This window comes from Colwellia psychrerythraea, from assembly GCF_000764225.1.
Classification (GTDB): Bacteria; Pseudomonadota; Gammaproteobacteria; order Enterobacterales; family Alteromonadaceae; genus Colwellia; species Colwellia psychrerythraea_D.
This window is the reverse complement of sequence record NZ_JQED01000055.1, coordinates 404,785-418,292: the sequence shown is the minus strand read 5'-3', so window position 1 is coordinate 418,292 and position 13,508 is coordinate 404,785. Positions and strand designations below refer to the sequence as shown.

The 13,508-nt window shown below is 40.4% G+C and carries 9 protein-coding genes and 1 riboswitch; of the genes, 3 read left to right on the top strand and 6 right to left on the bottom strand.

What is annotated here, in order from left to right:
* Positions 1 to 32: 32 nt before the first annotated feature.
* The 5 genes from ND2E_RS01975 to ND2E_RS01995 all read right to left on the bottom strand — a co-directional run bounded on the left by ND2E_RS01975 (position 33) and on the right by ND2E_RS01995 (position 7,812).
* Positions 33 to 419: a DUF2149 domain-containing protein gene (locus tag ND2E_RS01975; protein WP_033095635.1), complete on the bottom strand. Its 387-nt coding sequence runs from the start codon at positions 417 to 419 to the stop codon at positions 33 to 35.
* 44 nt (positions 420 to 463) lie between these two features.
* Positions 464 to 970, bottom strand: a complete 507-nt coding sequence (locus ND2E_RS01980) for a MotA/TolQ/ExbB proton channel family protein (RefSeq protein ID WP_033095634.1) — start codon at positions 968 to 970, stop codon at positions 464 to 466.
* A 1-nt stretch (position 971) separates the two neighbouring features.
* Positions 972 to 5,552 carry a cobaltochelatase subunit CobN gene (locus ND2E_RS01985; protein ID WP_052056983.1) on the bottom strand — a complete coding sequence of 1,527 codons (4,581 nt, stop codon included), beginning with the start codon at positions 5,550 to 5,552 and terminating at the stop codon, positions 972 to 974.
* 96 nt (positions 5,553 to 5,648) lie between these two features.
* Positions 5,649 to 7,103, bottom strand: coding sequence for a cobyrinate a,c-diamide synthase (locus ND2E_RS01990; RefSeq protein ID WP_223303704.1), 1,455 nt, complete (start codon positions 7,101 to 7,103; stop codon positions 5,649 to 5,651).
* Positions 7,104 to 7,200: 97 nt separating this feature from the next.
* Positions 7,201 to 7,812 (bottom strand): hypothetical protein, encoded by a 612-nt coding sequence (locus tag ND2E_RS01995; protein WP_033095633.1) that lies wholly within the window; start codon positions 7,810 to 7,812, stop codon positions 7,201 to 7,203.
* Between the two features lie 302 nt (positions 7,813 to 8,114).
* Positions 8,115 to 8,339: riboswitch (cobalamin riboswitch) on the bottom strand.
* Between the two features lie 178 nt (positions 8,340 to 8,517).
* Here ND2E_RS01995 and ND2E_RS22560 point away from each other — a divergent pair.
* The 3 genes from ND2E_RS22560 to cobD all read left to right on the top strand — a co-directional run bounded on the left by ND2E_RS22560 (position 8,518) and on the right by cobD (position 11,355).
* Positions 8,518 to 9,099, top strand: coding sequence for a histidine phosphatase family protein (locus ND2E_RS22560; RefSeq protein WP_052056981.1), 582 nt, complete (start codon positions 8,518 to 8,520; stop codon positions 9,097 to 9,099).
* Positions 9,100 to 9,184: 85 nt separating this feature from the next.
* Entirely contained in the window at positions 9,185 to 10,237 is a 1,053-nt protein-coding gene (locus tag ND2E_RS02000; protein WP_033095632.1) for a cobalamin biosynthesis protein CobD/CbiB, read from the top strand.
* A 47-nt stretch (positions 10,238 to 10,284) separates the two neighbouring features.
* Entirely contained in the window at positions 10,285 to 11,355 is a 1,071-nt protein-coding gene (gene cobD, locus ND2E_RS02005) for a threonine-phosphate decarboxylase CobD (RefSeq protein WP_052056979.1), read from the top strand.
* 78 nt (positions 11,356 to 11,433) lie between these two features.
* On the opposite strand, the gene ND2E_RS02010 is transcribed toward cobD, so the two are convergent.
* A complete protein-coding gene (locus ND2E_RS02010; RefSeq protein ID WP_223303703.1) occupies positions 11,434 to 13,362 on the bottom strand; it encodes a putative bifunctional diguanylate cyclase/phosphodiesterase in 1,929 nt (642 codons plus the stop codon).
* Between the last annotated feature and the right edge of the window lie 146 nt (positions 13,363 to 13,508).

Here is a 13,508-nt window from a genome sequence, read left to right as displayed (position 1 = left end):
CCTTTGAAGATTCACTGTGGTTATATTTGTTTTTATGATTTTTCATTGCTGATTAGAATTAATTTACCCGTTTCAGGGTCGCGATATACTTGCCCCATAGACTGATAACCTTCTTGGCTCTGAAGTCTGTTTTTCAATGCTTCTGGCGTTGAGGTTAGCTCTTTACCTACCGAATCTACTGGCTGAATTCTTGTCGACGACTCTTTATTTGCTAAAGGCTCTTTACTTACTGAAGACTCTTTCTTAGTTGCAGATTGCTGCTTGACTTGAAAGTGTTGTTCTAACTCTGGACTCAACGCGACAAGTGCTGCAATCAAGCCACAGCAAAAAACCAGCATAATATCAATTAAGTTTGCCAGCGGACCTAAAGGCTCTTGCTCTTGACTATCGAACTGGCTGCTACGCCATGCATTACTCATCTCGTGACCCTTTCATAAAAATTTTCATTCGCGGTAATATAGCTCTAAGCGCTCTTAGCTAAAACAGTTTGACTACTTGGCTCGTGCTGGGCAACCGACAAAAAACCGTCCCCTTCATCCTCTAAACGCTGCATGGCATTATCGTACCAACGCCTGCGAATTCGCCCTAAAATAAAACCGATAACACCGGCAAGTAAACCAATAATGGTGGTATCAAAGGCCACTGTCATCGCCGTGGTCAATATACTTATATCTCCTGTGCCTAAAGCTGACAATCCTGGCCCTAAAGGAATTAAAGTCCCCATTAAACCTAACATTGGCGCGATACGCGTAATGAAATCAGCTCGCTCTATACGTTTCTTTCCTTGCTCAATTAGCTCTCGCCTTAACTTCGCCTTAACTAATGCTGGGATAACAGAAAATCGCTCTCCCACAGCAATACCTAACTCATAAATGGCTAAGGCAGTAAAAAATAATAATCCCCACACCACAGGCTGTAATAACCATGAGGTAATTAAATGCATTAACTCTAATGAAAATCCATACAACATATTAATGCTCCAAGGTAGCTAACTGACGACGAGAACGAAGATATCCCGCTAATATTAAAAGTAAGATGACAAAAACTAATCCCAGAAATAAGTAGTCTGATTTCATAGAGGTTTCATCCGAAGTTTCTGTCGCATCTTCTGGTAAACTTTCCTGTGCAGCATCTTTTAAAGCATTGTCATTTTGCTGTGCTACCTCAGTGCTTATTTCTTGAATATGTTGCACACCAGAGCCAACATCCCCTGCTGGGGTATGATTCGCCGCCGCTAATACTGCTGCCAGTTGAGCGTTTAATGGCGCAGATAACAGCGGTTTAATAAACTCATAAAGTGGGTGATTAGCATGAGTATGCCCGCTACCAGGAATACCATGTTCAACAATATTTTTAGCAAATTTTTCTGCAAGTTCCGTCTGAGTTTGTTGGTCTGCCTGCCAAAAACCTTTTTCAATAGCAACCAGCATTATCGCCAAAATGTTGCTTTGCACATGGACATTATGTTTTTGCTGCAAAAACTCATCCAAGCCTATTTCTAGGCTGTCATCGATATAAATAGCTTTTAAATCTTGCCATACCCATGAACGAATAATTTCTGGGCTAGTGGCCTGCCATCCCCACAGGTTTTCAATAAATTCGCTGCCCATTGTTCTCGCGCCAGCGTAGCCTTGTTTCATTAACGGCTGTATCCACTGTCGATTAAGAAAACGCCCGCGTAATTCTGACAATAAAGCGCTTTGCAACGGCTCTATTGACAATTTTTTAGTATTGGCGTGAGAAATAACAAAGCTTTCGGGTTGCTCGCCAGCAATGGTTTCTATCGCGAGATTTAAACCACCCAAATAATCATAAGCATCGTTATTATCAATTAAGCCATAAAGGTTACTCGCTCGACCTAAATAGGTGTTATTAACATGTGCTAACTGTTGGCGAAATAAAGCTTGAACATTTCTGCCCATTTCGCCACTAACGCTAGGCACACCATAGGCATGACTCATACGTTTAATATACGCTTCACCTAATTGTTTGCGCTCTTGCCAAGCACCAGAACGTTCAGCTAAACGGTTAATACCAGCGCCATAAGCGCCTGGGGCAGTACCAAAAATACGATAACTTGCCTGACGCCCCAATAACTCAGCACTGATATTCCCATTTGAGCGTAATAAAGCTTGCGCTTCACGCAGCCAATTACTGGCAACCATATTACTCGATAGACTTTCATTAAAATCGTGCTTTTGCTGTTCAAGCATATGTTCAACAGGCTGCAGCGCAGCCTTTAATGCACTGATTAATGCGGGATGATCACGCTCAATTACTTTTTTACTCGCGGCCAGTGCCAGTAGCACAGAACGGTCAAGCCAAGCTAATTGCTGAGCATATAAATCTCTGAATAGGCCCGAAGTGGTAAAAACAATATCACGTCGTTCAGTCCGCGTATCATTGAGCGGAACAAGTTGTAGAGACTTCAAAATGCCGCGACGATTCCACACCGGTTTCACGCCCAACATGTCCATACCAAAAGCAATCATAGCGCCTTCATCACGCACAGCATCGGATGCCCACAAAATAACAGCTTCTTTATGGCTTTTATCAATAACTGAGTTTTCTTGTCGAGCCTTACTGGCGAGTTGTTGCCCAGTACTAAAACCAAGTTGTGATGGGATCAAGCTGCCATCAAGGGCATAAAAATTACGTCCTGTTGGCAACGCATCCGGTGTTCTTATCGGATCATTACCTTTGCCTGGCGCGACAAAACCACCATTTAAGGCATTTAGAAAAGCTGACATTTCGCTTTTTGGTGATTTAATCAAATTTCTTTTAATTGCATCTCGCTGAGTATCACTTAAATCTAACTCACCTTTTTCAATCGAATTCATCATGGTATCAACAGCATCTTGCTGCCAATTTTTACCATAAACATGCAAGCCTAAGGGCATAAAATCTTCTTGCAGTTTAGTGAGGTAATGTCCCACTTCGTGCAGTAAAAAGTCATCATCAACTTCGCCAAAACCAATACCCCGTACTTGTAGCTCTTCATCCATGCTTGCGACAAGTTCATCCGTTAAATTCAATACTTTAATTTTATGACGCAGTGCTTTAATGGCTTTTTTCTTGGTATCTTGATTTGAGGCGGCCTCAGCACTTTCAATAAGCTGACGCAGTTGTAGTAAGCCATCGTATAACTCAGTAGTCGCCAGCGGCGGCGTTAAGTGATCTAACATAACCGCAATACCGCGACGTTTGGCTTGAATCCCCTCTCCTACGCCATCAACAATGTAAGGATAAATACTGGGAATACTGTCAATAATCAGTGATGGGTAATCGCTTGCAGATAAACCAACGGCACGTTTAGGCAAGAACTCATAAGTAGAGTGTCGACCTAAATGCACAATGGCATTGGCCTGAAAGACTGCACGTAAGTGATAATAAAAGGCTAAATATTGATGCGGTGGTGGAAACGTCATATTGGCATGTAATAACTCTTTATTCAGTTCCCATCCTCTTGGAGGCTGAGGGCCTAAAAAGACATTGCCAAATTGCACTCCCGGTAACAAAATTTCATTATTCCATACCATAGTTTTACCCGGTACTTTACCCCAACCGCGAATGCCTTCAATTTGCATGGCAATGAGCGCTGTTTTGAATGCATCGGCCGCTTGCCATTGCTCTGTTGATACAGCACTGTTCTCGCGTGTCAGGGCAATTAATTCACGATAAACTTCGGTCAATTGTGCCAATAAATCTAACGCACGTGCACGTCCTTTATGTCTGATGCCATCTAATGCATGGTGCAAATCCACTGACGTATTTTCGATATTCTCAAGTAACGCATCTAGCACCGCTTTACGTTCAATAGCAGGTAATTGTGCTAATTCTTCTTGGCCTTGTTCAAGTAAATAAAACTTAACGTTTGCATGCAGATACCCTAGTGGTCCTTCAATCATTTCAGCTTTAACAATGCTGGGTAAGCTATCAAAATAGCCTTGATATTCATTGACTGACATCGCATTAATTAATGGCGCCATTTTATTTAGCGCGCCTGCATCTTGCGGTAAGTTGACCGCTTTCATTTGTAATAAATCTAATAATGCTTCAGCAGATTTTGGAAAATCAGCCTCTGGACCAAGATCGTAACCTTGTGCTTTTAACTGTTGCAATATTTGCCATAACGACTGCTGCACATCTAAATTATCCGCACCAATATTGTGTCGTCCTGGCGGATGGTTGTAATAAACAATAGCCACTTTTTTATCTGCGTTATCACTTACTTTAAGCGCTAACCAAGCATTGACTCTTGCTTGTAAACGTCCAACTTCTTTCTTTAATACTTGGCTAATGGATAACCTTGCCCCTGTCGCAGTATCAAGCTTGGCACTGGATGCTAACGCTAAAATATGTGGCTGAGAGATCCCCTGTAGTTCCGGCATCGCCACGCGGTAATGCACGCTATCACTCGGTAAGCCAGTAGGAGAAAGTTGATAGGCTAAGGCGTTGAGTTCAGTCACTCTTATACCTTTAAATACTGGAATATTCAGTGCTTCAAACTGTTGAGTTACCGCTTCTCGGCCTTCACCACCGCCAATAACAAAGTCTTGTAAGGCTATCAAGGCTAATGGCTGTGTCGATTCAAAGCTGCGTATAACTTCAATCGCTCGCTCACTGGGTTTACCCCAACCCGCCAGTACAGAGACACATTGCCATTGGCTTTGACATAACTGCTGATGCAGTTGCCACTGGCCGGGTTGATCGCCAGTATCATGGTCAACAATAAACACTAATGGTTTAGCTTTATCTTCAGGGGTAACTTGCTTGTTTTCAATTTTAGCTGTTAACTCAGCAATACTGATCAGTTGCTCTTGCCAGTAGAAGCATACGGGTTGCAGCGGTAATATAGTTGCCGCTTGTCTTAACAGCTTCTCATGATTAATACCTGGCTTTGCCCTAGTAATTTTCTCTAACCAAGTAAATAGCTGCCCCAGGTTTTCTTTACCTCTATTTTGCCAATAAGCTCGCGCTTGCAGCCAATAAGCAAACTGTGGCCACTGTGCTTGTTTCTTGGTTAACGCCGTTAAATAGTGACTCTTATCTAATGAAGCCATCAGCGATTGGCGTTGTTTTTTCGATAAATTTGCAACCTTTCCGCCTTGCGGGTCTTGATGCAAAGCCATTAAACGTCGATCGGTATTTAACATGAAACGCGGTTGCTGAGGTTGGTATTTTAATGCCAACAAACGTTCGACTGATTCACCAAATACCCCAGCAACCACCAGCGCTTGGTGTTGATTAATCAATTGCTGTATTTCAGTGTTCGTTAATTGATTCAGTTGACTAACACTGCGAATGGTAATGCTGCTGTTAGCTGATGCGTCACTCGCCTCAGCTTGTGTCGCTAAAAACTGATGTGCGCCGGTAACCATGCTAGCGGCGGAACGATCTGACACTAAAGCTAGCATTTTTATCTCTTCAGCGTGGAGTGCTGAGCTGCTAATAATTGATAAAAAACACACGCACAGCACATTGTAGGCTTTAGCAATGCCATAGCGTAAAAGCTGTCTTATGCTTACTTTATTTAACTGAAAAAATGTCATGAAAAATCTCATAAAAAAGCGCTACAAAGATAGCGCACATAATGTTTAGAAAATGCAAAAGCACTCATTGCTAGAGACCGTGATTAGCTTTATCAGCTACAGATAACGGGCTTTATCAAATATACGTAAAGTTAAGCTTGGATTACTTGGGAAATACCAGTGCATGTATGAAGCTAAAATATTGTTATGTTGATAAACAAATTCACCAGCACGTTCACTAGGATGATGGGTAGTTTGACTGATAGGCGCTAAATCAATTTCAGCGCAAGAATAATGAAAGCTGTGTCCTCGCATAATATTATCTGCGCTGTCAGGCGTCACCCCTTCGTCAGCGCTTTCCTCAACATTGTCAGCAAAGGACGGTAAAGAAACCCATTGTGAACCAATAGCTGCAAGTTTTTTCTGCATGATTGCTTTACCCGGCATAAGACCTGCCATTGAAAACTGCTGCCCTTGCATATCAGTTAGCTGTTCCAGTAAATACAACATGCCGCCACATTCTGCGACAATCGGCTTTTGATTAGCAGCAAATGTTCTTATATCACTAATAAAAGTGGCATTGTTCATTAGTTGTTCAGCATAAAGCTCAGGGTACCCCCCGGGGATATATAAAATATCGCCCTCGGGTAAGTGGCCATCAGTTAGCGCCGAGCAATAAATTAGTTCAGCCCCAGCTTGCCTTAAAAAAGCAATATTGGCGGCATAAATAAAGCTAAAGGCATTATCTCTGACAATGATAATGCGCGTACCCTCCAATGCACCGTCAATAGTTTTTTCTTGGCCTTCACCTTTATTAATATCAGCCTCTTGCGCAAAAAACTCTACTTGGTTTGGTAACTCTGTTAAACCGGTATGAGCAATATGACTGGCCGCTTTCTCAAGCTGTGCATCAATATCACTAAGTTCCTTCGCTTGCACTAAACCTAAATGACGCTCTGGTAATGTTATGGTTTCATCTTTAGGGAGTCGGCCATAAAAGCGAATGTCTTTTGCTAAGCTAGTACTGAGTAACTCAGCATGACGTTCGGTATTTACTCGATTTGCAATGACCCCTGAAAATGGCAAGTCATCACAAAACTTGGCTAAACCAAAAGTCACTGCAGCAAAGGTTTGCGCCATCGCTTTTGCATCAATAACGCCCATTACAGGGATATTAAAATACTTGGCTAAATCTGCACTGCTAGGTGTGCCATCAAAGAGTCCCATAACACCTTCAATGAGAATAAGATCTGATTCCATCGCTGCTCGATGTAGCAAGGCTCGACATCCTTGCTCACCGACAAGCCATAGATCTAATTGATATACTAATTCCCCACTGGCTTGGCGTAAGATCATCGGGTCAATAAAATCAGGGCCGACTTTAAATACCGTGACTTTACGCCCCTGATCACGATGATATCGCGCTAATGCCGCTGTTACCGTCGTTTTACCAGAGCCTGAATGCGGCGCGGCAACAATAAGCGCCGAGCACATGACACCACTACCCACTTGTTGCTCTTGCTTATCTTGAAATGCAGGGTTTAGAATGGCTTTATTTTTCGCTGATGACATTAAGTATACCTTTAATAACAACGGACAATTTATGACTCACCTAAGGATAATTAATTCGGTTGCTATAATATGAATTTGCTTGTTATGACGTAAAAAACTACCGTTTTCCTGTTACCTTGGCATTAGTATCAATCGCTTTATCGGTAAAGAAATGGCTGACAGTAAAATCAATAACCACCGCGGTAATCACATAAAAAACAGGGTTAGAAATAGATCTAAAATAATACTTATCTACACGGGTAGCATATTCTGCCCACGATAAAACGGGGAACTTACCCGAGAGTGCGTAATAGCTACCATTTGAAATAAAGAAGGCAATTGAACTTGCGATAAATAACGCCAGTGTCACTTTAATAATATTGATTTGCCAACTGGAGCTTTGCCAGTTGGGCTTGCTGTAATAACCAACGACAAACATAGCACCATAACTCAGCACTAGAGCAGGATAAGAGGTGGTAATACAATCACCAAATTGACCGCGATAATAGGATGACGCCAAGTCGATAGTGACTGATAAAATATAGAAAAACCAAAAAGCCTTCATGTTGCGCAAATACATACCTGCAAGAAAAAAAATAGCAATTGAAGCACTTGGTAAGCTATTAAAACTGGCAAAGTGATGTGTACGGGTGGCAAGCATGAGTAATGTTAACAAAGCAAATACTGCAAAAAGCAAGCTAACATTGTTTTTTTGATTGGCTGATTTCATAACGATCCCGTTGTCTAAAATGTACATAATAGTAACGGTGAAGGAAATCAAAGACAGTAAATGCTTTGGGGCTATCGAAGCTATCTAGGTAAACTATAAATGACAAACACGATTCACACCTCAATTATTGAGAAGCCAATTGTCGAAAATCACTTTTTAGGCAATCGATAAACACGTTTTGGTGCGATAACGACTAACTATTATAGCTATCTATTGCTGTAATTCAGCGCATTCACTTTTCTCTGAAATACCGCCCACCGCGGTTGTCGAGTAATAGTTAGCTATCATCGATAAGTAACTATAATCTAGGCCGGTCTCCGGACTCCTGATCATAGCACTTGCAACACCTTCCCATACGTTCATTATTATGATGATAAAATAATGATTTAATACAGTGGTTTTGTTGCGGCTCACAGTTACCGTTGCGGGGGCAGTACTGGTATTTCACCAGTTTCACGTTTCATCTTCATGAGTGCTATTTATCCATCCTATGTTCAGGATAAATTAACACCGAAGACACCTAAATCTGGGCGGATATTACGTTATACAGAATAGTTATTCAACAATTAACGCCTTAATCGTGAAAGCGCTCACTAAAAAGAGAATAATCATTAGTCTTAATATTTGCGTTGAACCTAAGTCACGATTTAGTTATTCTCACCCGCTTAGATGGTATGAAAACATCATGATTGTTATTGGATTGAAATGAAAACAACTTTATATTTAGCACGTCACGGGCAGACAACATGGAACAAAGTTCATCGTTTTCAGGGGCAATTAGATAGTAAACTGACCCAAGTAGGCCAACAACAATCAGAACAACTTGCCTTACACCTTGCTCCCCAAAAAATCGATTTAATTGTTTCCTCAACCTTAGGGCGATCAGTTGATAGTGCGAGAATTTGCCAACAAATATTAAACATTCCTGTCACTCATGTGAATGAACTCATAGAACGAAATTTAGGTCCTTGGCAGGGACAGTATATTGCGGATATTAAATCTGACAAAAACTATCATGAAATATTACACCAATTTACCGAGGTTTCACCACCCAAGGGTGAAAGTGCTGTGAGCTGTGGCTCTCGAATTTATCAAGCACTTAAAGAGATAGCCAATAATCACTTTAATAAAAACATTTTAGTTATTTTCCATGGAGAAGCATTACGCTGTTTTTTAGCAAAATTAGGCCATAATACCTCTGGCAATGCCTATGATTTATTTGATAATGGCTGCCTATTACCGTTAACTTACCTGCACGATGATGAGTGTTTTCAGTTAGCAAGCTAATGTGCTTTAAGTCTGAAAGCAGGAAAACCATTGCTATTACACTGAACAAGTTCAAGCTTGTAAAATACTAGAGTATGCTAATTTAATGTCAGAAATTATCACCAACATCTATCAGCAAACCATAATACTACTGCCTGATTTCTCTGTCTTTATCACGGTATTTTTGGCGTTATTGCTTGATAAGTATTTAGGTGAAGCTAAGCGTTTTCATTACTTAGTAGGTTTTGGCTGCTTAGCAAAAAAACTAGAAACTAAGCTAAATACTGCTTGGCAAGCATCAAAAAAAAATAACAATGAAGCGCTTCAAGATAATGTTATCTGTCAAAAAAACAGGGTGAAAATTAAGTTGCTAGGTACATTGGCATGGTGCCTACTGGTGTTACCCTTACCCCTCATTTATTTTTACCAATTTAATCACCTAACTTGGTATTGGCAAATATTGCTTGATGCTACCATTATTTACCTTGCTATCGGTCTAAACAGCTTGCATCAGCACGCGATGCAAGTTTACCAGCCGCTTAACGCCAAGGACTTAACAACAGCTCGATATTTTACCGGCTATTTAGTCAGCAGAGACACCACTAAGCTCTCTGAGCAAGAGATGTCGAGGGCGACCATAGAATCTATGCTAGAAAATGGCCATGATTCGATTATCGCTTCATTATTCTATTACCTAATAGGTGGCGCACCTTTGGTAATGATACATCGACTAGCCAATACGTTAGATGCAATGTGGGGATATAAGAACTCACGTTTCAATGACTTTGGTTATGCCAGTGCTCGACTTGATGATGTACTCGGTTTTCTTTCCGGTAAATGTTGTACGCTACTGTACGCCCTTCAAGGACTAAAAACTGCTAGTACTATAAAAGCTATGACTAATGCCTATAAGCAAGGTAATCAATACAAAAGTCATAACGGCGGCTGGGTAATGGCCGCTGGTGCAACTGTAATGAATAGGCAATTAGGTGGTAGTGCTCTTTACCACGGAAAAACAATCAACTCAGTTACTTTAGGTTTTGGTAATAGTGTTACCAGCAAAGACATACCGACGAGTTTACTTGTGGTTACTCGTGCTAGCCTATTTTTATTAGTGTTGATATTCATATTTCAGTTAATTCATTATTTGCTTCAATAATTATCTGACACGCTAATTTTCGTTTACACAGTATTTTTAGGAATAAGATGGCTTTACTTCATGGCGGGCAGCTACAACAAGTTGCTACACAATATAATATCCCGCTTAACGACTGGATCGACGTATCCACAGGCATTGCACCAATTAGTTATCCTATTCCTGATATACCTTTAAGTGTTTGGCAACAGTTACCGCAACAAAACTTAGCGCTAATCACGGCAGCACAGCAGTACTACCAATGCTCTCAACTAATGATCACCAATGGTAGTCAGGCTATAATTAAAGCGTTACCAGCGTTATACGGTAAAAAGAACACAAATAGCCAAGACGTGTATTTGCCTGAGCGTGGTTATAAAGAACATGCTCAGGCTTGGAAAAATGCTGGTTATCACTTACATTTTTACCAAGAAAGTCTCCCTGTAATTACCGATATATTACCCAACAGTGTCTTGGTGATTATTAACCCTAATAACCCAACCGGAAAGTTTTACAATGCTCAGGTTATTAATAAATACCGTCAACAATTAGAACAGCTCGATGGATTACTAGTGCTTGATGAAGCCTTCATTGATGTTATGTCAGACACTGTGCTAGTAAATCAGCCTTTTGCTAGTCAAACGGCTGCTAAGAAATATAATCAACCTGAAAATAATCACACGCTTATATTACGATCGTTTGGTAAGTTTTTTGGTTTAGCGGGTATTCGTATTGGATTTTTACTGGCGAGTAGTTATTGGTGTGAGGCTTTCAAGGAGTTAGTCGGTCCATGGCAAGTTAACGGGCCAGCACAATTAATTGCACAATATGCATTGCAAGATACCAGCTGGCAAGCCGCTCAGAAAGAGAACTTAAACCGACTGAGAGTTATGCAAGAAAACTTGCTAAGACAAGCATTTCCTCAAACGATACTCCACACAATTAATGGTTGTGATTTATTTCTTACGCTGAGTTTTCACCAGCAAGATACGGCAAAAAAATTATATAAACTGCTTTGCCAACAAGGCATTTATTGTCGCTTAGCCGATGAGCAAGATACCCTTAGATTTGGCCTAACCACTGAAGAATTTTTTATGCGTTTAACACTTGCCTGTGAACGAGCTGCTCAGCAATTATCTTAAGGCGGATAAGTCTATTTTCTAGCTTTACACACCAGAGCATGGAGTAAAAAGTACAGTGCAAATTATTCAATTTTGTTATCAATAGCTCTCCGGCTCTTGAATTAAGTAACTATCAATATCTTCGATCTCTAAAGGTTTAGAGTAATGATAACCTTGTAGGTAATGTACCCCTAACTTCTGTAACTCTTGGGCTTGTTCTTCAGTTTCCACACCTTCAGCAATAACCAAAAAATCTAATGATGAGGCAATATGCATTACGGCAGAAATAATCGCATGACCATTAGTATTCATTTTATTTACAAACGAACGATCAATTTTAACCATATTAATCGCTAAGTCTTGAATCACTGATAGAGATGAATATCCAGTGCCAAAATCATCAATGGACACCTTTATTTTTCGGTGTTGAAGTTGCTTAATACGTTCCGATATAATACTGGTATCTGCAGCAAACACCGACTCGGTAATTTCTATATGCAAACGTTCGCCTGATAATGAGCTGCTCGAAAGTGCATCATCAATAATAGAAATAAAATGCTCATCTTGTAGCTGGATTACGGAAACATTGACACAAACAGGCAACGCTTGTTCAAAAGACCATTGGCTCGCTTGCAAGCAAGCATCATTTAATACCCAGGCACCTATTTCGTGAATCAAACCATATTGCTCAGCAATACCAATAAATTCATCCGGTGGAATATTTTCATCGTCAAGTTGCCAACGCAAAAGCGCTTCAAAAGCGACTATCTGGCTGTCGTTAGATGATACTATTGGCTGAAAAACAAGCCTTAGCTGTTGTTTTTCAATCGCTTTGGTCAGTGAATTTTTCAAACGCAATTCGTAAGAATAAAGTTGATCCATTTGCTCCGTAAACACACCAACCGTAGAACGAGCCTGCTTTTTTTGATAATACATCGCCATATCTGCTGATTGAATTAGACGGTCTTCGGTCTTGGCATGTTCTGGGTACAATGCAATACCTATTGTTGCACCGACAGATAACACGCTATTTTCAGTATGATGAGGATCCGATAACATTTCTATCAATTGTTCAGATATTTCAACCGCGTCATTCTCATTAGTATCAGCTAAAACCATTAAAAACTCATCGCCCCCCCAACGACACAATAATTTCGTATCTAAAGACCAGATTTTTAGTCGTTCAGCAGATTGTTTTAAAATTTGGTCACCAGCTAGGTGTCCAATAGAGTCATTTATTTTCTTAAAGCCATCTAAATCAATAAATAACAGCGCAAAAGGTTTTGCTGAGGAAGATAGAGCGGCTTGTAAATGACTGATAAAAGCAGCACGATTATACAGCCCTGTGAGCGAATCAAGATTAGAGAGTTCATAGATTTTTCGCGTTCGCTGCTCAACTTTTTCTTCCATTTGATGTATTAACACATTATTTTCATTTTTTAAAAATAAAGTATTTCGCGTGAAATCTGCCGATTTTTTAGAAGTAATAAGCATCACTATACTGTATGAAACGCCCAAAAACCCCAGTAATTGTAATGCATGTTGATCAGATAAGAGCAAACCAATTGAGGCCGGCGAGAGTAGTATGAATGCATAAAACATTGCGGTGTATTTATGAGCTGCAAGAATCGTAGCGGAGCCGCCAGCCATTGTAGCGATTGCGATAAGTGTTGTGGTCAATTCGACTGAGCTATTATATTTTGTGATAAAAACTAAGTATAGCGCCCACATAACGCCGGTAGGATTGACGCCGGTAATATAACGCTTAACCGCCTTTTCTCCATCAAAATCAGTGTGCTGAAGTTTAGTTTTCCAGTGGATGACATCAACTATTCTGAGCATAAACAGTAAGCTCAAGCCACACCACCACATATATTTATAAGAGTCGGTTAATGGATCATTGAAGGTAAAAACAAGAAAACTAGCTGTAATCCAAGAGATCACAATACCTGAAATTGCATTGCCGTATAACAATGCCGCAGCATCACGCTGTATGTATTTTTCCAACTCTAGTTCACTACTCGTCAAAAAGACCCCTATTGGTATCATTCACCTTTTCATAAGTATATACCAAATGAAATAACATGATGCTCTGTGCTGGGATATCCAGTCCTTTTTATATTTATCCATTTTATAGCATTCGAACAAAACGGTTTATTATAGCCTTCGACACC